Here is a 20307-nt window from a genome sequence, read left to right on the forward strand (position 1 = left end):
CATCGCAAGGATGACACCCCCCGGTGCGGCGCCCCGCACCGGGGGGTTTGCGTTTGCCGGTATTGGCTGATGCGGGTTTGGGCGGTAATCTCCAGGGCCGGCCGGATGGCCGGGCAACGGCCCCTGGCACCAGAACAAGCGCGGTGCGCGCCCTGTCCTGCACGCACCGGCAGGCTGCCCGTTGCGCGCCCCGGGGCCGGGTCAGGCGGCCCCTTTTCGGGACCACAGGCCAGGCAATCAGGTCAGGCTTCCAGCTCGGCATCCCAGTAAAGAAAGTCCAGCCAGCTGTCGTGCAGGTAATTGGGTGGAAAGCGGCGCCCCATGTTGCGCAGCTCTTCCGCCGCTGGCGGGCGGGGCGATTTGCGCAGGTGCATCCCGGCGCGGCGCAGGCTTTTCGACCCCTTGCGCAGGTTGCAGGGCGAACAGGCCGCTACCACGTTTTCCCAACTCGTGATTCCGCCCGCCGCGCGGGGCACGACGTGATCAAAGGTCAGATCGCCACGCGCACCGCAATACTGACAGGAAAATTCGTCCCTCAGAAAAAGATTGAAGCGCGTGAAGGCCACGCGCTTCTGAGGTTTGACATAATCTTTCAGGACAACGACGGAGGGGATCCTGATCTCCGTACTGGGGCTTCGGACCACGTGATCGTATTCCGCCACGATATCGACCCGGTGCAGCCAGGCCGCCTTGACCGCCTCCTGCCAGGGCCAGAGGCTGAGGGGATAATAGGAAAGCGGCCGGTAATCCGCGTTCAGCACCAAGGCCGGGTGCTGTTTCAACGCCGCCGGTTCCCGCACGAATTCGGTTCTGAAGTCTCCGTCCATCTGCGACTCGATCCTCGCCCTGTCTGCCCGTCGTTCGGCACCAGAGCGGGACACCCCGCCCCAGCTTCTGCATTGACTATATATCGCGGCCCGCGCGGGGCAAGCCCCACGATATGCAGTTGCCCGGCCAGAGATATCCCCAGCACGTAACGCGCAAATGACAGGCAGCATCAGGGGAATGGCAGTGGCGGGGGGGTGGCAGCGCCGGCAATCCACGTTAGGCTGGCCTCATGCGCGAAACCGACACCCCCCCGCCCCTCACCGGCCTGCTGGAGGCCGCACTCTACGCCCCCGACCTGGACGCGGCAGAGGCGTTTTACGGCGGCGTTCTGGGTCTGACGCAGATCGCCCGCGTCGCGGGGCGGCATGTCTTCTACCGTGTCGGGGACATGGTGCTGCTGATTTTCAACCCTGCGCGCACCGTGGAACCGTCGGGCAATCCCGACCTCCCGGTGCCAACCCACGGCGCACGCGGCCAGGGGCACCTGTGCTTCTCCGCCACGCCGGAACAGATGGATCAATGGGCGCGCCGCCTGGCCGCCGCCGGCCAGGCTGTGGAGGCCGATTTCACCTGGCCCAATGGCGCCCGGTCGATCTATTTCCGCGACCCTGCCGGCAATTCTCTGGAGATGGCGGAACCACGGCTGTGGTTCAACGACAGCACCGGGGGCTGAGCAGGGCCAACGCAACGGTCGGCCCCCTGCCGCAACTCCCAATCCCGCCCGTCAGCTCGCCGGGATCACAACCCCAGCTTGTCCCGCATGAAGGCCAGCGCCACGGACAGCCCGTCGGGCGCGATGCCATGGGCGGTGCCCTTCATGACATGGGCATAGACTTCCTTCCAACCCGCGCCTTGCAGCGCCTCCGCCGTCTGCGGCAGACTTTGCGGCGGGACCACATCATCCTGATCGCCATGCACCAGAAGCACGGGTGGGCGGCTGATCACCTCGTCCTCCAGCAACTCCGGCTTCATCAACCGGCCCGAGAAGCCGACAATGCCCGCCACCTCGTCCTCGCGCCGGGGGGCGACATGCAGGGACATCATCGTGCCCTGGGAGAAGCCGAACAGGACCACCTGTTCGGGCAGCACGTCCTCGTCCACCATCAGCGCATCCAGAAAGGCGTCCAGATCCTGCGTCGCCTGCATCATGCCGCGCTCCGCCTCCTCCTCCGAGGAGCCATCCAGCCAGGGGATCGGGAACCATTGATAGCCGAACGGCGCGCCGGGGATCTGTTCGGGCGCATCGGGCGCCACGAACAGCGTGTCGGGCAGGTGTTCGCCCAGCACGTCGGCCAGCCCCAGCAGATCGGCGCCATTGGCGCCATAGCCGTGCAGAAAGACGACGATGGAGCGCAAATCGCCCGATTGCGGCTCCCTGCGTTCCGCTTTCAGAACCCGTGTCATGTCATGCCCTCTCTGCCCTTGGCCAAACGGTAATATTGCCACAACACCCGCGCCGCCACCCCCCGCCAGGGGGACCATGCGGTCGCGATCTGCCGGAATTCGGCCTCGCGCGGGCGCGCGTCCCAGCCGTAAAGGAGGCGGGCGGCCTCCTGCAAGGCCAGATCGCCCGCCGGGAACACATCCGCCCGGCCCAGGGCCGTCAGGGCGTAGATCTCCGCCGTCCAGCGGCCGATCCCCGGCAGGGCGACAAGACGGGCGATGGCTGCGTCGTCGGGCAGTCCGGCCAGCGCGGCGTAGTCCAGCCCTGCCGCCGCCACACCCAGGGCATAGCGGATCTTGGGCCGGGAAAACCCGCAGCGGCGCAGCCCGTCCTCCCCCGCGCGCAGAACGGCGCCGGGGGTCAGCAGGCCCGCCGCCTCCACCCGCGCCCAGATCGCCGCCGCGCTGGCGGTCGAGACCTGTTGCCCCACGATCGCCTGCAACAGCGTGGCAAAGCCCTGCGGCCTGCGGCGCAACGGCGGCGGTTCGTCCGCGGCGGCGATGGCACGAGCCAGCCCGGCATCCTGCGCGGCCAGCCAGGCCATGCCCTCGGCAAGGCGGGCGGGGCTGTCGATCTCAACCATGGGGTGCCCTGCCTTGCGCCACGATCCAGTCCAGCGCCCCGGCCACATCCGCGACCCGTGCGCCAGTGGCGGGATCGGGCGGGCGGCGCAGCATCAGGACCGGCAGGCCCAGCTGCCGCGCGGCGTCCAGTTTTGGTCGACTGGCCGAGCCGCCCGCGTTCTTCACCACCAGCCAATCGACGCCGATCAAGGTGAACAGGGCCGCCTCATCCGCCACGGTGAAGGGCGGATGAGCCACCATGTAGCGACCGCCGGCAAAGGGGAACGGTGCGCGGGCCGGATCCAGCACCCGGCAGGTCACCCGCCGCCCCGCCAGATTGGCAAAGCGCGCCACCCCCTGCCGCCCCGTCGCCAGAAAGACATGCGCTCCGGCGGGGATATGGCGGGCAGCCTCTTCCTCCGCCGCGATCCCGGTCCAGTGATCGCCGGGGCCGGGTTCCCAGGCCGGGCGCGACAGGCGGCAATAGGGCAGGCCCACCGCCGCGCAGACAGCCCCCGTGCGCGCGGTGATCCGCGCGGCGAAGGGATGAGTGGCATCCACCACGGCGCTGATATCCTGTGCGCGCAGGTAGTCGCGAAACCCCGCCGCCCCGCCAAAGCCACCGTGCCGCGTGGGCAGGCCTTGCGGCGCCGGATGGCGTGTGGCCCCGGCCAGCGACAGGATTGCTGGCGGTCCCTGCTCCGCCAGCCTCCCTGCCAGAGCGCGAGCCTCTGCCGTGCCGCCCAGGATCAGCAGCGTCATGCGCGCGCCAGGATCTGGCCGGCGCGGTCGATCACCACGACATCCACGGCGATCCCCTCCGGCAGCCGCGCGCGCAGCCTGGCCACCGCCTGTTGCGCCACCCAGACAGCCATGGGTTCGCCAACAGTTTCAAAGACTTCCAGCGCGGTATTCATCCGCGCCACCTCTGCCCGGCCCAGCACCTGCGCCAGTGCCGCGAAGTCGACCTGGCTGCGGCCGGAATGCAGATCGACGGCCCCCTGCGCCAACTTGGTCATCTTGCCAATGCCGCCGCCAATGGTCAGCCGTGCCACCGGGTGGCGACCCAGGTATTTCACCAGCCCGCCGACGAAATCGCCCATGTCCAGCATCGCCTGATCCGGCAACCCATGAAGCCCCTGCACCACCCGTTCCGATGTCGCCCCGGTGCAGCCCGCCACATGGGTGAGCCCCGTAGCCCGGGCCACATCCACCCCCCGGTGGATGGAGGCGATCCAGGCCGCGCAGGAGAAAGGACGCACGATCCCGGTGGTGCCCAGGATCGACAGCCCGCCCAGGATACCCAATCGGGGGTTCCAGGTCTTTGCCGCCAGCGCCGCGCCGTCGCGAACCGAAACGGTGATGCGCAGGGCCGGATCACGACCCAGCCGGTCCGCCATCTCCGCCACCGTGTCGCGCATCATCTGGCGGGGGACGGGGTTGATCGCCGGCTCTCCCGGCGGGATGGGCAATCCGGGTCTGGTCACCGTGCCGACCCCCGGACCGGCTGCGAAACACAGGGCCGACGCCGGCTCCACCCGGACCCGGATCAGCGCGCCATGGGTCACGTCGGGATCGTCGCCCGCATCCTTGATCACCCCGGCTTGCGCCCAATTGTCGCCGCCTGCCCCTTCCGCCACGGCAAAGACCGGACGTTCGCCGCGCGGCAAGGTAATGCGCACCCGCTCGGGCCGCCCCTCCCCCCAGAGGATCATCAACGCCGCCCTGAGTGCCGCAGCAGCACAGGCGCCGGTGGTCCATCCCCGGCGCAGTGACGGCTGTTCGGTCTGCGGTGTTTCAGTGCTGCGGCTCATCCCCGCGATCTTACCTGCGCGGGCGGCGGGCGCCATGGGAAAAGGCAGGGGTTGGACGCTGTCCGACGGGGGACGCGAGGGTGAACGGTATTCCACCTACACCAAGAGTATTTCCCAAAAGATGGAATTCCGGCCCATGGATGAAGGTACGGAATGGGACATTTTCCCGAAATTCAACGCTCCGCTTCGGTGCGCTCCCTTTCCCGCGCGCCCCTCTTTCCCGCCGCCGGGCAAAGGCGCATATTGCAGGGATGCGCGACTCTTCTCTTCCCCCTCACGATTGGCCGGAACTGCTGCCCGGCTGGGTCTGGCTTTGCGGTGCGGGGCCCGGCGATCCGGGCCTGCTGACGTTGCATGCGCTGAACGCGCTGCGGCAGGCCGATGTCGTGGTCTACGACGCGTTGGTGGAGCCCTCGATCCTCGACTGGGCGCCCCGGGCCGAGCATCTTTACGCAGGCAAACGCGGCGGCAAACCCTCCGCCCGGCAGCGCGACATCTCCCTGAAGCTGGTCGACCTGGCGCGGGACGGCAAGCGCGTGCTGCGGCTGAAGGGTGGCGATCCCTTCGTCTTTGGCCGTGGCGGTGAAGAGGCGCAGACCCTGATCCAGCACGGCGTCGGCGTGCGGATCATCCCCGGGATCAGCGCCGGAATCGGCGGGCTGGCCTATGCCGGCATCCCCGTCACCCACCGCGACGTGAACCAATCCGTCACTTTTGTCACTGGCCATGACCAATCCGGCGACACGCCCGGATCTCTCAACTGGAAGGCGATTGCCGAGGGTGCGCAAGTGCTGGTGATCTACATGGGCATGAAACATGTCGACCAGATCGCAACCGCCCTGCTGGACGCCGGCCGCCCCGCCGAGGAACCCGCCGCCGTGGTAACCGAAGCGACAACCCCGCGCCAACGCGTACTGGAAACCACGCTGGGCCGCATGTCCGCCGACATCGCCGCCGCCGAACTGGCTCCGCCCGCGATCCTGTGCATCGGCCGGTCGGTGCTGATGCGGCAGGTTCTGGACTGGCAGGGCCTGCTGGCCGGGCAACCTCCGCGCGATCTCGACCCCTTGGGCCGGGGGCGCCCGGCGGAGGTTTCGTGAAGGCGCTGATGATCGCCGCGCCCTCCTCCGGCGCGGGCAAGACGACGGTGACGCTGGCCCTGTTGCGGCTGTTGGCGCGACAGGGCGTTGCGGTGCGCGGCGCCAAAAGCGGGCCGGACTACATCGACCCCCGCTTTCACCAGGCTGCATGCGGGCTGCCTTCGGTCAATCTGGATGCCTGGGCGATGCGGCCCGACCGGCTGCGCCAACTGGCCGCGAATGACCCCGCCGGCGCCCCGGCCGAGCTGTTGGTGATCGAGGGCGCGATGGGCCTGTTCGACGGCGCTTTCCCCGACGGCGCCGGGTCGGCGGCGGAATTGGCCCGGCACCTGGATGCACCCGTAATTCTGGTGATCGACGCCGGCCGGATGGCCCAATCGGTGGCGGCACTTGCGGTGGGCTTCGCCGGCCTGGACCCGACCTTGCGGATGGCCGGGGTGATCCTGAACAACGTCGGCTCTCTCCGGCACATGGCGATGTTGCAGGCCGCGCTGGACCAGGTGGCGATCCCGGTGCTTGCGGCCCTGCCCCGCGACGCCACGATCGCCTTGCCCTCGCGCCACCTGGGCCTGGTCCAGGCCGAGGAAACCGCGGATCTGGACGCGCTGCTGACCCGCGCCGCCGATGCGCTGGCCACGGGCGTGCCCGGCGGCCCGACCCTTACCGCGCGGGGGATCCTTTCCCATGCCCGGCCGTTGCGGCGCCCTGCCGCACCGGCGCTGGCGCCGCGTCTCGCCCCTCCCGGCCAACGGATCGCGGTTGCGCAGGACCGGGCCTTCGCCTTTGCCTATCCGCATCTGCTGGCCGATTGGCGTGCTGCCGGAGCCGAGATCCTGCTCTTCTCTCCTCTGGAAGACGCGCCGGTACCGGATGCGGATTTCTGTTATCTTCCTGGCGGTTACCCCGAACTCCACGCCGGACGCCTGGCCGGGGCCGCACGTTTTCTGAACAGCCTGCGCCAACACGCCACCCGCGCCCCGGTCTATGGTGAATGCGGCGGATACATGGTGCTGGGCCAGGGTTTGGTCGATGCAGAAGGCCAGCGCCACGCCATGGCCGGGCTATTGGGAGTGGAAACATCCTTTGCCACCCGGCGCCGGCACCTGGGTTACCGCCGGGTGGAGGCGACGCACGGCCCCTTGACCGGAGCATGGCGTGCACATGAATTCCATTACGCCACGACGTTGGCCGCGCGCGGCACTCCGCTGTTCACCGCGCGCGACGCCGAAGGCACCGCCCTGCCCGACATGGGCCTGCGCGACGGCCCCGTGATGGGCAGCTTTGCCCACCTGATCGACCGGGCCTGAACACCGCGCCGCATCTGCCATCTTGCCCCCCTCAGCCGGAGGGGGTACGGAAATTGCATGACAGAGTCCTCCATTTCCGCCCCCGCCCCCGATGACCGCCGCGCCCGGCGCAATGTCTGGATTCTGGTCCTGGCCCAGGCGATCCTGGGCGCCCAGATGCCGATGATTTTCACCATCGGCGGGCTGGCCGGGCAATCGCTGGCCGCCAATGCCTGTCTGGCGACTCTGCCGATTTCCATGATCGTGCTGGGCAGCATGTGCGCGGCCACGCCGATGTCGGCGGTCATGCAACGCTTTGGCCGCCGGGCGGGGTTTTTCCTGGGGGCTGCCGGCGGTGCGGTCGGCGGTCTGATCGGGGCCTATGGGTTGTACCTGGCGTCGTTCCCGGTGTTCCTGGCGGGGTCTTTCCTGACCGGCATCTACATGTCGGCACAGGGCTTTTACCGTTTCGCCGCCGCCGACACCGCGTCGGAAGGGTTCCGACCCAAGGCGATCGCATATGTCATGGCCGGGGGCCTTGCCTCTGCCGTGATCGGGCCGCAGATCGTGAAGGTGACGGCGGATGCGATGGTAGTGCCGTTCCTCGGCACCTACCTGGCCGTGATCGGGGTCAACGTTCTGGGATCGCTTCTGTTTCTTCTGTTGGACATTCCCCGTCCGCCAGTCCCCGCCCAAGACGCGCCGCGTGGCCGGACTCGGTGGGAGATGCTGAAAACCCCGCGCATCGCGGTCGCCGTGATCTGCGCCATGGTGTCCTATGCCTTGATGAACCTGGTGATGACCTCGACGCCGTTGGCCGTGGTCGGCTGCGGCTTCGACAAGGGCGATGCGGCCGATGTCGTCACCTTTCACGTCCTGGCAATGTATGCCCCCAGCTTCTTCACCGGCCACCTGATCGCGCGGTTCGGGGTCGAGAAGGTCGTCGCCGCCGGCCTGCTGATCCTGGCCGGTGCCGGGGCCGTGGCATTGCAGGGTGTGCAGCTGGAGAACTTCTTTGGCGCGTTGATCCTGTTGGGGCTGGGCTGGAACTTCGGTTTCATCGGGGCGACGACGATGCTGGCCGGTGCCCATGCCGCGCATGAACGTGGGCGAATGCAGGGCTTGAACGACATGATCGTCTTTGGCGGCGTGACCTTGGCCTCCCTCTCCTCCGGCGGGTTGATGAATTGCGCGGGCGGAACCGCGCAAGAGGGCTGGACCGCCGTGAACCTGGCGATGGCGCCGTTCCTGGTGCTGGCCGGTGGCGCGCTGATCTGGCTGGTGATGCGCCCGCGCCCAGCCTAGGATCGCAGGCTGCCCTGGTCCTCCCGGCCTGCCCCCCGGCCCTGCCCGAGGTGCGGCGCCCCTCAGAACCTGCCGGTCAGCGCCATGCGCATCAACGCCACGCGATCGCGCAGCTGGCCCGGCCGGGCCTCCCCCGCTGCCACACGACCTGGCCTCCGGGCCACCCGCGACAGGATCGCTCCCGTCCCCGCCAGCGGATAAAGCGCCGGTCGTTGTGCCGCTGCAAGGGCCGGCGCCACCCGACGCGCATTGGCGAGACGTTCCAGGCCCCGGCCTGCCAGATCGGCAACGGCCGCCGATCGTCCATCGGGAAGCGGTGCGCGCCCGGCCTCCTCCAGCTCGGGAATGGCGAGAAACCAACGCGCCAAACCAAACGCCGCCCCGGCATCCGCCGCCAGACCCGCCGGCAGCGGCCTGCCCAGGATCCGCGCGGCCACGTCCAGTAGACGGCCGCTGGTGTTCTCAAGATAGGACCAAAGCGCCGTCTCATCTTCGAACATCGTCTTTTCCAGATCGCGATGCCGGGCCACGATCAGCGCGTCCAGAAGATGCGCGGCCTCCCCGTCCAGAACCAGGGCTAGGGGCGTGACCACCTCATGCCGTCGTACAGGACCACCGGCAGCGATCTCCGCCAGGGCATCGCGCCACCATTGCAATCGCATCTGCGCGATCATCGGCTCCTGCGTGACCCAAGGCGCGCGCGCGACTTCCAGGTTGAACGCATAAAGCGGAAACAATCCCCGCCGCGCCGCGACCGGAGCCGCCATCACCGCCCGGAACCGATCCGGGTCACCGCGTTCCACCAGCCGGGCGCAGGCCGTCAGATCGTCATCGAAGTCAGAGTTCATCCAAAAACTCCGCCATCTTTCGAGTCGTTTCGGGTGCATCCACCACGTCCAGATGCGATACGCCCGGAAGCAGCACATACCGCCCGTTCGGCGTGGCCGCCGACATCACGGGCTCATATTGATCGGCGCGAAACGCCTCGTCCCGCGCCCCGGCGACAAGGAGAAACGGCGGCAGAGCGGCGACATCTGACAGGTAATCCCCTCTCGGCGCATAGGATGTGTTCATCCGCCAGGAATATTCGGTTCGTGCCAAGTGGCCCTGCGGCCCCTTCAGCACCTCTTGCGGCATTGCGAATTGCATCACCGTCAGATGGTCCAAGGCGTGAATGCCGACCTTGTTCAGCATGGACAGCCCGACGATCCGGCGGGTCAAAGGGTGCGCCCAGCCCCCGGAGTTGTCCCGCGCGGTGGGGGCATTGTATTTGAGGAATGGGGCCAGCAGGATGGCCCCATCGATCAGCGCTGCGTTACCCCCACCGGCGAACCGCACCACCAACCCGCCCCCGGAGGAATGCCCGGCAAGCACGACCTTTTGCCCGGGCGCCGCCTCTGCCGCGATCAGGTCTGCCAGGTCCTCCTCCAGCTGGCCGATATGGTCCACGTCGCCCGACCGTCCTTCGGAAGCGCCGTGCCCGCGCAGATCGGGAACCACGACATTCGCATGCTCCGCCATCCGTCGCGCCAGCCCATCGAATTGCCCACCGTGCCAGCCCGATCCGTGCACGAGAACGAGCAAGGGCGCCCCGTTCGGCCCGGCAACCCGCCGTACGGGCAGAGCGAGCCCGTCCCGCATCGTAATCCTTTCCACCCCAAGCGGCGCCGCCCCGCGTGCGATCTGCCTGGAGAAGTCCAGCCCCCCGGTTTCCGGCAGGCTTGCCCGGACCGGTTGCGACAGGATCAGCGCAAATGGCAGAACCGCCGTCACGGTCAGCGCGATCCCCGCGATGGTGATAAGTCTCGTCAGCATGTCATCCCCCAGCCGTCCGCCACACTGCCCCGGTTACTCGCCGATGGAACCGGGTGTGGCAAGGGGGTCGGCCGGCCAACGTCACCAACCCGTGCTGCCATTCATGCCACCTGGATCTGAACAAAAGACTAATGGCTCAGGGAAAATCGAAAACCGGAAACCTGACACGCGTTGACAGATTGGTAATCTTTTCAGGCCTACCCTGGTCGCACAACGGAACCCACGGACCTGAACCAATGCGCTCCATGTGGAACACCATCGCAATATTCATAGCGGTCAGCTGGCATTGGTTGCACCGGCCAGCCACATCCCTGCGCCGCGCGGGCATCAGGGGAGCGGCGCCCGCTCCACCTCCCGCAACAATTTCCATCGCACAGCGTCCAACAACGCCTCGAAACTGGCGTCGACAATGTTGGGTGACACGCCAACGGTGGACCAGCGGCGGCCGCTGGCGTCTTCGCTGTCGATGATCACGCGGGTTACCGCCTCCGTGCCGCCCTGGGTGATGCGGACCTTGAAATCGACGAGCCTCATATCGGCAATCGCGTCCTGGTATTGCCCCAGATCCTTCGCCAAGGCCGTCGCCAACGCATTGACAGGCCCGCGATCAGAGCCGGTTTCATCCAGGCTTTCGGAGACAGACAACCGCTTTTCCCCGTCCACCTTCAGAACCACCACCGCCTCGGAAAGGGAGACCATCTCATCATACTTGTTCTTCCGCCTCTCAACCGCTACGCGATAGCGCTTGACCTCGAAGAAATCCGGCATTCGGCCCAGCACCTGCCGCGCCAGAACCTCGAAGCTTGCCTGGGCACTGTCATAGGTGTAGCCGCGATCCTCGCGCTCCTTGACCTGGCGCAGAATGTCCGCAAGGGCCGGGTCGCCCTTGGCAACCTCCAGTCCCGCATCCGACAGGCGGCGGCGCAGATTGGATTGACCGGCCTGGTTGGACATCGGGATCACCCGTGCGTTGCCCACTACCGCCGGGTCGACATGTTCATAGGTCGACGGGTCCTTGAGAATTGCAGAAGCATGCAGCCCGGCCTTGTGCGCAAACGCCGAAGCACCGACAAACGGCGCCTGCTTCACCGGCACACGGTTCAGGATCTCATCCAGCCGCCGCGACAATGCGGTCAACCCGGTCAACGCAGCGCGATCGACGCCGGTCTGATAGAGGCTGGCATAAGGCTCCTTCAGCAGCAGCGTCGGGATCAGGGTTACCAGGTTGGCATTGCCGCAACGCTCCCCCAGCCCGTTCAGCGTGCCCTGGATCTGTCGCGCGCCCGCATCCACGGCGGCCAGGCTGCCCGCAACCGCATTGGCGGTATCGTTATGGGTATGGATGCCCAGCCGGTCGCCCGGGACGCCGGCAGCGATCACATCCGCCACGATCTCACCGATCTGAACCGGCAAGGTACCGCCATTGGTATCGCAAAGCACGATCCAGCGGGCATCTCCCTCCAGCGCGGCATGCAGACAGCTCAGGGCATAGTCCCGGTTCGCTTTCCAACCGTCAAAGAAATGTTCCGCATCGAACAGCGCTTCGCGTCCTTGAGCCACGAGATGCGCGACCGAGCGGTGGATATTCTCCCGGTTTTCCGCCAACGTAATGCCCAAAGCCCGCTCTACATGAAAATCATGGGTCTTGCCGACCAGGCAGACCGCGGGGGTGTTCGCGTTCAAAACTGCGGCCAGGACATCATCATTTTCCGCGCTGATGCCCGTGCGCTTGGTCATGCCAAAGGCCGCCATGGTGGCGCGTGTCTGCGGCGCGGCGTCGAAAAAGGCGCTATCGGTGGGGTTGGCACCCGGCCAGCCGCCCTCGATATAGTCGAGACCAAGGGCGTCCAGCATTCCGGCAATACGGATTTTTTCGGCGGTGGAAAATTGTACACCTTGCGTCTGCTGCCCGTCGCGCAGCGTCGTGTCGTAAAGAAACAGCCGGTCCGTCATTGCCGCGCCTCCCCCTCATCTATCCTCGAATATGCCAGCTCCCGGAGCGGCGCCCCGGTGCCCGCCCTCTCAGCTCAGCTCGTCAAGCACGGCGGGATCAAACCCGGGGCCGGCGACCAATTCCACACCATTCCTGGACATCCGCACCTCGACACCTGCGTCGGTCAAGGCGCTTTTCAACCGGTCAACCTCGGTGAAGTCCTTGGTTTCCATGGCAGTTCGGCGCGCGGCAAGCAACCGCCCCTCCAGCGCCGACAGATCAACATCCGGGGCCTGCGCCCAGTCGCCCAGCCCTTCGGCCAGCAGCCCCATCATCCGGGCAGAGGCGAGAAGCGCGGGCGGATCGGTCCGGGCCAGCTGATGCAGGCGCGCGATGGCCCCGGCAGTATTCAGATCGTCGCTCAGCGCCGCGACGACCTCGGCATCGGGGGCGCCGGGGGTGTGCCCCGCGACCAGGTCGCGCCAGCTGCGCAGGGTGGCCTCGGCTTCTGCGCGCTTCTTCTCCGTCCAGTCCATGGGTCGGGTGTAATGGGTACCCATGAACACCATGCGGATCACCTCCCCCGGGACGCCCTGGTCCAGAAGATCCCGGACAGTGAAGAAATTGCCCAGGGATTTGGACATCTTCTTCCCTTCCACCTGCAACATCTCGTTATGCATCCAGAAGCGGGCGAAATCGCCTTCGGGATGGGCGCAGCAGCTTTGCGCAATCTCGTTCTCATGGTGGGGGAACTGCAAATCGATCCCCCCGCCGTGAATATCGAATGTGTCGCCCAGCAATTCCCGCGCCATGGCGGAGCATTCGATATGCCACCCCGGGCGCCCCCGGCCCCAGGGGCTGGGCCATCCCGGTTGCGCCTGGGTGGAAGGTTTCCACAGGACGAAATCCATAGGATCTTCCTTGTAAGGTGCGACCTCCACCCGGGCGCCGGCGATCATGTCATCCACCGACCGGCCCGACAGGGCGCCGTAGCCGGGGTAGGATCGGACCCGGAACAATACGTGCCCCTCCGCCGCATAGGCATGACCGCGCGCGATCAACGTTTCGCACAGGGCGATCATCTGCGGGATATGAGCGGTGGCGCGGGGTTCGTGATCGGGCCGCAGGGCGCCGAGGGCTGCCATATCCTCGTGGTACCAGGCGATTGTCTCGTCCGTGATGGCGCTGATGTCGCGCCCGTCGCGGGCGGCGCGGGCGTTGATCTTGTCATCGACGTCGGTGAAATTGCGGACATATGTCACATGTCCCGCACCGTAGACATGGCGCAGCAGGCGGTAGAGCGTGTCGAACACCACCACCGGACGGGCGTTGCCCAGATGCGCGCGGTCGTACACCGTGGGCCCGCAGACATACATGCGCACGTTCCGGGGGTCGATAGCGGCGAAATCTTCCTTCGTCCGGGTCTTCGTGTTGGTCAGCCTGATGCGGGCCATGATGCTATCCTTCGCGGGTCGGCCCGCGGGCGGCTTGGCAAGATCGTCTGGAAAGGTAACGAAGAAGCGGCCCGCGGAGTTGTCTCAGCAGGGAATGATGCAGCAGATAATGTTGCGCGTCGTCGCCATGGCCCTTGCATAGCGTTGCGCGGCCGGGCTGCCAAGACTTGTTTTCCACCCGCAGCCCGCGCAGGATCACGCGATGAGCCGCGATATTGTCCGCCAGATCTGTGCGCCCCTGCCGGGGGTCGAACTGACCCACTCGTTTGGACCCGATCACGATGTCTGGAAAGTGGGTGGCAAGATGTTTGCCATCGTGGGCGGGCGCGACGATGGCGTTTCGGTCAAGACCTCGGATCCCGAGTTCGCCGCCATGATGATCGAGAGCGGCGAGGCGCGGCGCGCGCCCTATTTGCATCGCAGCTGGGTGCAATTGCCCTGGTCCGCGCCGCAGGAACTGATCCGGGCGCGGCTGGAAATCTCTTACGACATCATTCGTGCCGCGCTGACGAAGAAGGTTCAGGCCACATTGCCCAAGCGCTAGGCGGCCTGCCATGTGCCCCGGCCCCGGCCTGCGGCGAAAGCGCCGGCGCCATGCGGCGACCGGGCAGAAGGTGAACAGAAACCCCTTGCCTCACTGGCGTAAACACCGGACCCTCCGGGCAACCGAGAGGAGACCCTCATGCATGATCCCGGCCCCGCATTTCGTACGCTGCACCGCCCCGGCACGCCATTTATCCTGGCCAATGCCTGGGACGCCGGGTCGGCCCGGATGTTGGCGGCAATGGGCGCGCAGGCGATCGGGACGTCCTCGGCGGCCGCGGCCTTTACCCTGGGCAAGGCCGATGGCACCCTGACCCGAGACGAGGCCCTGGCCAATGCGCAAGCATTGGTCGCGGCCACGCCGCTGCCCGTCTCAGGAGATTTCGAGAACGGTTATGGCCCGTCCCCGGACACCTGCGCCGAGACCGTGCGCCTGGCGGCCGAGGCCGGGTTGGCGGGGATCAGCCTGGAGGATACGGACCTGCCCGGGACCGGCGCCTATGATCGTGATCTGGCGATCGAACGGATCCGCGCCGCCGCCAGCGCCGCCCGCGCCCTGCCCCGCGATTTTGTCCTGGTGGCGCGGGCCGACGGCATGATGACTGGCGCCTATGACCTGGCGGAGGCACAGGCCCGTCTTGCCGGCTACGAGGCCGCCGGCGCTGATTGCCTCTATGCACCTTTGCCACCCGCGTTCGAGGATCTGACCGCGATCTGTGCCGCCACGCGGTTGCCGGTCAACGTCCTGGCGGCCGGTTCCTATGCCAGCTACACGCGGGAAGATTTCGCCCGGATCGGTGCGGCGCGGATCTCTCTGGGGTCGGCGCTGGCACGGGTAACGCAGCGCGCGCTGCTGGATGCGGCGGCGGAGATCCTGGAAGACGGGGCGTTTTCCTTGTTGAAACATTCCATCTCCGGGGCGGAGATCGACAATCTGCTGGACCGCGGCGCATGAACGTCAGGCGTCATGACAGCCTGCGACGGATCTTCGGCCTGATCAGCGTGTCGCTGCTATAGGTCGGTGCTGCCATGGCGCAGGACAATCGGCGACGCACCGAAAGGCCGGTGCGCCGCGAACCCTCAAACGGCGATCACTCCGTCACGGTAACGGAGACCATGCGGTCCGGCGCGCCGATAACGGCACCGTTAGCGCCCTCGCCGCGCTTGATCGCATCGACGATGTCCATGCCTTCGGTCACTTCACCAATGACGGTGTAGGCGCCGTTCAGATGCGAGGCCGGGGCGAACATGATGAAGAACTGTGAATTCGCGCTGTCGGGGCTTTGCGAGCGGGCCATGCCCAGAACGCCGCGCCCGAAATCCCGGTCGGAGAACTCGGCCTTGAGGTCGGGCAGATCCGATCCCCCCATCCCGGCGCGCCGCATGTCGCCGCCTTCGCGGGCGAATTGCACATCGCCTGTCTGGGCCATGAAGCCGTCGATCACGCGATGAAACCAGACGCCGTCGTAATCGCCACGTTCGGCCAGCGTGGTGATCCGCTCTACATGGCCGGGGGCCACGTCTTCGAACAGGTCGACGTGGATCGTGCCATTGGCCTCGCCCGCGATCTCGATATCCAGGCCGGTGGCCAGGGCCGGGGCGGCCAGCGCCCCCGCCAGGACCGTGGCCAGTGCCAGGTTACGCATCGGCGGCCACCTTGACGCTGATCATGCGATCGGGGCTTGCGGGCGGCTCGCCACGGGTGATGGCGTCGACATGTTCCATGCCCTCGATCACCCGACCGTAGACGGTATATTGGCCGTTCAGGAAATGGTTGTCGCCGAAATTGATGAAGAACTGGCTGTTGGCCGAATTCGGGTTCTGCGACCGGGCCGCCCCCAGGGTGCCCCGATCATGCGGCAGCTTGGAGAATTCGGCCGGCAGGTTCGGCAGGTCGGAGCCGCCGGTGCCCGCCATGCGCAGGTCGAAATCGGCTTCCATATTGCCGTGCTTCACGTCGCCGGTCTGCGCCATGAAACCGTCGATCACGCGGTGAAAGGCCACGTTGTCATAGGCGCCGGCGCGGGCCAGTTCCTTCATCCGGGCGGAATGTTCGGGCGCGACGTCGGGCAGAAGCTCGATCGTGACGGTGCCGCCTTCCAGCTGCATCAGGATGGTGTTTTCGGGGTCCTTGATCTCGGCCATATGTCTCTCCTTGGGTTTGGCCCAGCAATAGGGCGCGGCGCGGCAATTGCCAAGCATGGAGGTCGCGGCTGCCCCTCACAGCCGCGTCAGATGCGGGCGTTTGCCGATCCGGGCGGGCGGCCGGTTACAGCAGACGGACAGCGGCGCGCACGGCGGGATCCAGCCCGGCGCCCCCGGTCGCGACATGGGCCTGCAACTGGGCCCGCATCCGCGGCTCCCAGAAATCGCGCAGGTGATCTGCGATACGCTCCGGCTGGTCCTGCCCCGGCTGGGTCAGGAAAAAGGTGGCGATCTGGTTGGCCATGCGGACCATCTTGTCAGGCGACATGCGGAGCCTCGTCGGAGATGCGGTCAGGGTGGGAAAAGAGTTCAAAGCTGTCGTCACGGGCAAAGGCCGCGATGGTGATCCCCGCCGTCTCGGCCATGCGCAGCGCAAGGGCGGTGGGGGCGGAGACGGCGATCAGGCAGGCAATGCCGGCGAGGGCACATTTCTGCACCAGCTCCACCGAGATGCGGGAGGTCATGACCACGGCGCCGCCTTCGGGGGCGATCCCCTGGCGGGCCATGGCGCCGATCAACTTGTCCAGCGCGTTATGCCGGCCGACATCTTCACGTGCCAGGACAACCCCTTGACCGGGAAGAAGAAAACCGGCGGCATGAACGGCGCGGGTCTTGTCGTGCAGCGGCTGCAAGGCGCGCAACGCTTCGCTGGCCCCGGCCACATCCGCCGCTGCCAGATAGCCCGCCGGCGCTGTCACGCGCGGCAGGTCGCGCAGCGCCGCCGCCAGCGAATCGATACCGCACAGGCCGCAGCCCACCGGTCCCATCATCGCCCGCCGCCGCGCAGCCAGCGCCGCGCCGCGATCGGAGGACAGCCAGAACCGCGCTTCGATTCCGGTGTCATGGGCGACGGCCTCGAAACCCGACACCTGGTCCAGACTGGTGATGACCCCTTCGCCCAGGGCGAAACCATGAGCGAAATCCGAGATGTCGGACGGGCTGGCCATCATCACCGCCAGGGTCGTGCCGTCGAAACACAGGGCCACCGGCGTTTCCTCCGGCAGGGCGCGGCGCAGGGCCTGCACCCGCCCGCCCCGATGTGCCTGACCGGAGCGAGATTGAGCGGGCGATTGCGCCATGCTACTCGGCCGCGGGCAGGATCTGGCGGGCGCGTGCGGCTTGGGCGGCGTAATCCTCCTGCCAGTCGGTAGGCCCGTTGGAGGCCCCGACCTGTACCGCCGTGACCTTGTATTCCGGGCAGTTTGTAGCCCAGTCGGAATAATCCGTCGTCACCACATTGGCCTGCGTGTCGGGGTGGTGAAAGGTGGTGTAGACCACGCCGGGCGACACCCGGTCGGTCACCTCTGCGCGCAGCGTCGTCTCACCGGAGCGGGAGGCCAGCCTGACCCAATCGCCGCTTTTCAGCCCGCGATTTTCGGCGTCATGGGGGTGAATTTCCAACACATCTTCCTGATGCCAGACGGTATTTTCGGTGCGCCGGGTCTGGGCGCCCACGTTGTATTGGCTTAGCGTGCGGCCGGTGGTCAAAAGCAGCGGAAAGCGCGGGCCGGTGCGTTCGTCGGTGGCCACGTATTCCGTGATGATGAACCGCCCCCGGCCTCGCACGAAGCCGTCGACATGCATCAGTGGCGTGCCCTCCGGCGCGGCGTCGTTGCAGGGCCACTGGACGGATCCGTGTTCCTCCAGCAAGTCATAGGTGACATTGGCAAAGCTGGGCGTCGTGGCCGCGATCTCCGCCATGATCTGCGAGGGATGCGCGTAATCCCACGCCGCGCCCATCGCATTGGCCAGGAGCTGCGTCACCTCCCAATCGGCATAGCCGTTGCGCGGCGCCATCACCCGGCGCACACGGTTGATCCGCCGTTCCGCATTGGTAAAGGTGCCGTCCTTCTCCAGAAATGTCGATCCGGGCAGGAAGACATGGGCGTAATTCGCCGTCTCGTTCAGGAACAGGTCATGCACGATCACGCAATCCATCGCCGCCAATCCGGCGGCGACATGGCGGGTGTCCGGGTCGGATTGCAGGATATCCTCGCCCTGGCAATACAGACCCCGGAATGTGCCGTCGACGGCGGCGTCCAGCATGTTGGGAATGCGCAGCCCCGGTTCGGGATCAATCTCCACGCCCCAGGCGCGTTCGAAGATCTCCCGCACCTCCTGGTTCTTCACATGGCGATAGCCCGGCAGTTCATGCGGGAACGACCCCATGTCGCAACTGCCCTGCACGTTGTTCTGGCCGCGCAGCGGGTTCACGCCAACGCCGGGCCTGCCGATATTGCCGGTCAGCATCGCCAGGTTGGCAATTGCCATGACGGTGGTCGAACCTTGGGAATGTTCCGTCACACCCAGCCCGTAATAGATCGCTCCGTTGCCGCCACGGGCAAACAGCCGGGCCGCCGCGCGCAGTTCCTGCGCCGGCACACCGGTCAACAGCGCAGTGGATTCCGGGGCGTGCCGCACGTTCGAGACAAAGGCCGCATATTCCTGGAATTCCTCCCAGTCACAACGGGTTCTGATGAAATCTTCATCCATCAGCCCCTCGGTCACGATGACATGGGCCAGCGCCGTGACGACGGCCACATTGGTGCCCGGCCGCAGCGGCAGGTGATGCGCCGCCGTGACATGGGCGGATTTCACCAGGTCGATCCGGCGCGGGTCGATCACGATCAGCTTCGCCCCGGCGCGCAGCCGTTTCTTCAGCCGCGAGGCAAAGACCGGATGCCCGTCCGTCGGATTGGCGCCGATGACGATGACAACGTCGCTCTGCTCCACGGAATCGAAATCCTGCGTTCCGGCAGAGGTGCCGAACGCCTGCCCCAACCCGTAACCCGTGGGCGAATGGCAGACCCGCGCGCAGGTGTCGGTGTTGTTGTTGCCAAAGACGGCGCGGGCCAGTTTCTGCACCAGGAACGTCTCTTCGTTGGTGCAGCGGCTGGAGGTGATGACCCCGATGGATTTTGCCCCATGCACCTGCTGGATGCCGCGCATCTTGTCGGCGGCGAAAGTCAGCGCCTCCTGCCAGCTGACCTCCCGCCAGGGGTCTTCGACCCGCTCGCGGATCATGGGGTTCAGGATGCGGTCAGCGTGATTGGCATAGCCATAGGCGAAGCGCCCCTTGACGCAGGAATGGCCGCGATTGGCCTTGCCGTCCTTCCAAGGAACCATGCGAACCAGCTCATCCCCCTGCATTTCCGCCTTGAAGGAGCAGCCGACCCCGCAATAGGCGCAGGTGGTCACGACGGCACGATCGGGCGTGCCCTTCTCGATCACGGATTTCTCCTGCAAGGTCGCGGTCGGGCAGGCCTGCACGCAGGCGCCGCAGCTGACGCAATCCGACGACAGGAAATCGTCCCCCGCCGCCCCGGCGGAGACGCGACTGTCGAACCCGCGCCCCTCGATCGTCAGGGCAAAGGTACCCTGCACTTCCTCACAGGCGCGGACGCAGCGCGAACAGACGATGCATTTCGAAGGATCATAGGTAAAATAGGGGTTGCTCTCGTCCTTGGGGATATAGCGGTGATTGTCCCCGCCGCCGCGCAATCTGGCGTCGGCCATAGACAGCGCGCCGGTGCCGGTCGGGTCGAAATGGTTGTCACCGGGCATATAGCGCACGTCGCGCAGCCCGACCGCGCCGGCCATGTCCTGCAATTCGCAATCCCCGTTGGCCGCGCAGGTCAGGCAATCCAGCGGGTGGTCGGAGATATAAAGCTCCATCACCCCGCGCCGGATCTTGCGCACCTTTTGCGAGACGGTACTGACCTCCATCCCCTCCGCTACCGGCGTGGTGCAGGAGGCCGGGGTGCCCCGACGCCCGGCGATTTCCACCACACAGAGCCGGCAGGAGCCGAAGGCGTCCACATTGTCCGTGGCGCACAGCTTTGGGACGGAAATCCCCGCCTCCGCCGCCGCGCGCATGACGGATGTGCCCGCCGGCACCGTCACCGCCATACCGTCGATGGTAAGCGTGACGGGCGCGCCGTCGGCGGCAGGGGTGCCCATGTCGCGGCTGTCCCAGGGGATCACGAAATCCTTCATCGCGGTGCCTCCATGATGGTG

At 66.8% G+C, this 20307-nt stretch carries 20 protein-coding genes; 6 read left to right on the forward strand and 14 right to left on the reverse strand.

What is annotated here, in order from left to right; all coding sequences use genetic code 11:
- Positions 1 to 242 precede the first annotated feature (242 nt).
- Entirely contained in the window at positions 243 to 827 is a 585-nt protein-coding gene (locus G5A46_RS15140; RefSeq protein WP_163850692.1) for an HNH endonuclease, read from the reverse strand.
- Positions 828 to 1057: 230 nt separating this feature from the next.
- On the opposite strand from G5A46_RS15140, the gene G5A46_RS15145 reads away from it, so the two are divergent.
- Positions 1058 to 1501: a VOC family protein gene (locus G5A46_RS15145; RefSeq protein WP_163850694.1), complete on the forward strand. Its 444-nt coding sequence runs from the start codon at positions 1058 to 1060 to the stop codon at positions 1499 to 1501.
- Positions 1502 to 1566: 65 nt separating this feature from the next.
- Here the strand turns inward: G5A46_RS15145 and G5A46_RS15150 are convergent, their stop codons facing one another.
- The 4 genes from G5A46_RS15150 to G5A46_RS15165 are packed head-to-tail and all read right to left on the reverse strand — an operon-like array spanning position 1567 to position 4649.
- Positions 1567 to 2232, reverse strand: a complete 666-nt coding sequence (locus G5A46_RS15150) for an alpha/beta hydrolase (protein ID WP_163850695.1) — start codon at positions 2230 to 2232, stop codon at positions 1567 to 1569.
- Entirely contained in the window at positions 2229 to 2855 is a 627-nt protein-coding gene (locus G5A46_RS15155) for a DNA-3-methyladenine glycosylase family protein (protein ID WP_163850697.1), read from the reverse strand. The genes G5A46_RS15150 and G5A46_RS15155 overlap by 4 nt, the downstream gene beginning before the upstream one ends.
- A complete protein-coding gene (locus G5A46_RS15160) occupies positions 2848 to 3597 on the reverse strand; it encodes a cobalt-precorrin-6A reductase (protein WP_163850699.1) in 750 nt (249 codons plus the stop codon). Before G5A46_RS15160 ends, G5A46_RS15155 begins: the two co-directional genes overlap by 8 nt.
- Positions 3594 to 4649: a cobalt-precorrin-5B (C(1))-methyltransferase gene (locus G5A46_RS15165; protein ID WP_163850701.1), complete on the reverse strand. Its 1056-nt coding sequence runs from the start codon at positions 4647 to 4649 to the stop codon at positions 3594 to 3596. The genes G5A46_RS15160 and G5A46_RS15165 overlap by 4 nt, the downstream gene beginning before the upstream one ends.
- Before the next feature lie 251 nt (positions 4650 to 4900).
- Here G5A46_RS15165 and cobA point away from each other — a divergent pair, with 251 nt between their 5' ends.
- The 3 genes from cobA to G5A46_RS15180 are packed head-to-tail and all read left to right on the forward strand — an operon-like array spanning position 4901 to position 8340.
- Positions 4901 to 5749, forward strand: a complete 849-nt coding sequence (gene cobA, locus G5A46_RS15170; RefSeq protein ID WP_163850703.1) for a uroporphyrinogen-III C-methyltransferase — start codon at positions 4901 to 4903, stop codon at positions 5747 to 5749.
- Entirely contained in the window at positions 5746 to 7056 is a 1311-nt protein-coding gene (locus G5A46_RS15175; protein WP_163850705.1) for a cobyrinic acid a,c-diamide synthase CobB, read from the forward strand. Before cobA ends, G5A46_RS15175 begins: the two co-directional genes overlap by 4 nt.
- Before the next feature lie 57 nt (positions 7057 to 7113).
- Positions 7114 to 8340 carry an MFS transporter gene (locus tag G5A46_RS15180; RefSeq protein ID WP_163850707.1) on the forward strand — a complete coding sequence of 409 codons (1227 nt, stop codon included), beginning with the start codon at positions 7114 to 7116 and terminating at the stop codon, positions 8338 to 8340.
- 62 nt (positions 8341 to 8402) lie between these two features.
- On the opposite strand, the gene G5A46_RS15185 is transcribed toward G5A46_RS15180, so the two are convergent.
- From G5A46_RS15185 to cysS, 4 genes are all read right to left on the reverse strand, one after another.
- On the reverse strand, positions 8403 to 9188 hold the full coding sequence (locus tag G5A46_RS15185) for a squalene/phytoene synthase family protein (RefSeq protein WP_163850709.1): 786 nt from the start codon (positions 9186 to 9188) through the stop codon (positions 8403 to 8405).
- Positions 9178 to 10155 (reverse strand): alpha/beta hydrolase, encoded by a 978-nt coding sequence (locus tag G5A46_RS15190; protein ID WP_163850711.1) that lies wholly within the window; start codon positions 10153 to 10155, stop codon positions 9178 to 9180. Before G5A46_RS15190 ends, G5A46_RS15185 begins: the two co-directional genes overlap by 11 nt.
- A 327-nt stretch (positions 10156 to 10482) precedes the next feature.
- A complete protein-coding gene (cimA, locus tag G5A46_RS15195; protein WP_163850713.1) occupies positions 10483 to 12108 on the reverse strand; it encodes a citramalate synthase in 1626 nt (541 codons plus the stop codon).
- 69 nt (positions 12109 to 12177) lie between these two features.
- On the reverse strand, positions 12178 to 13542 hold the full coding sequence (gene cysS, locus G5A46_RS15200; RefSeq protein WP_163850715.1) for a cysteine--tRNA ligase: 1365 nt from the start codon (positions 13540 to 13542) through the stop codon (positions 12178 to 12180).
- Positions 13543 to 13744: 202 nt separating this feature from the next.
- Between cysS and G5A46_RS15205 the strand changes: the two genes are divergently transcribed.
- Positions 13745 to 14086 (forward strand): MmcQ/YjbR family DNA-binding protein, encoded by a 342-nt coding sequence (locus tag G5A46_RS15205; protein WP_163850717.1) that lies wholly within the window; start codon positions 13745 to 13747, stop codon positions 14084 to 14086.
- A gap of 138 nt (positions 14087 to 14224) precedes the next feature.
- Complete coding sequence (locus tag G5A46_RS15210; RefSeq protein WP_163850719.1) at positions 14225 to 15040, forward strand: isocitrate lyase/PEP mutase family protein; 816 nt, start codon at positions 14225 to 14227, stop codon at positions 15038 to 15040.
- A gap of 136 nt (positions 15041 to 15176) precedes the next feature.
- On the opposite strand, the gene G5A46_RS15215 is transcribed toward G5A46_RS15210, so the two are convergent.
- The 5 genes from G5A46_RS15215 to fdhF form a co-directional block, all read right to left on the reverse strand.
- On the reverse strand, positions 15177 to 15731 hold the full coding sequence (locus G5A46_RS15215; RefSeq protein ID WP_163850721.1) for a peptidylprolyl isomerase: 555 nt from the start codon (positions 15729 to 15731) through the stop codon (positions 15177 to 15179).
- Positions 15724 to 16230, reverse strand: coding sequence for a peptidylprolyl isomerase (locus G5A46_RS15220; RefSeq protein ID WP_163850723.1), 507 nt, complete (start codon positions 16228 to 16230; stop codon positions 15724 to 15726). The genes G5A46_RS15215 and G5A46_RS15220 overlap by 8 nt, the downstream gene beginning before the upstream one ends.
- 124 nt (positions 16231 to 16354) lie before the next feature.
- Complete coding sequence (locus G5A46_RS15225; RefSeq protein WP_163850725.1) at positions 16355 to 16558, reverse strand: formate dehydrogenase subunit delta; 204 nt, start codon at positions 16556 to 16558, stop codon at positions 16355 to 16357.
- Positions 16548 to 17369, reverse strand: a complete 822-nt coding sequence (gene fdhD / locus G5A46_RS15230) for a formate dehydrogenase accessory sulfurtransferase FdhD (protein ID WP_163850727.1) — start codon at positions 17367 to 17369, stop codon at positions 16548 to 16550. The genes G5A46_RS15225 and fdhD overlap by 11 nt, the downstream gene beginning before the upstream one ends.
- Before the next feature lies 1 nt (position 17370).
- The gene (gene fdhF / locus G5A46_RS15235) at positions 17371 to 20286 is read right to left on the reverse strand and encodes a formate dehydrogenase subunit alpha (RefSeq protein WP_163850729.1); all 2916 of its coding nucleotides are present in this window, start codon (positions 20284 to 20286) and stop codon (positions 17371 to 17373) included.
- Positions 20287 to 20307: the final 21 nt, after the last annotated feature.

The organism is Pseudooceanicola aestuarii (assembly GCF_010614805.1).
Classification (GTDB): Bacteria; Pseudomonadota; Alphaproteobacteria; order Rhodobacterales; family Rhodobacteraceae; genus Pseudooceanicola; species Pseudooceanicola aestuarii.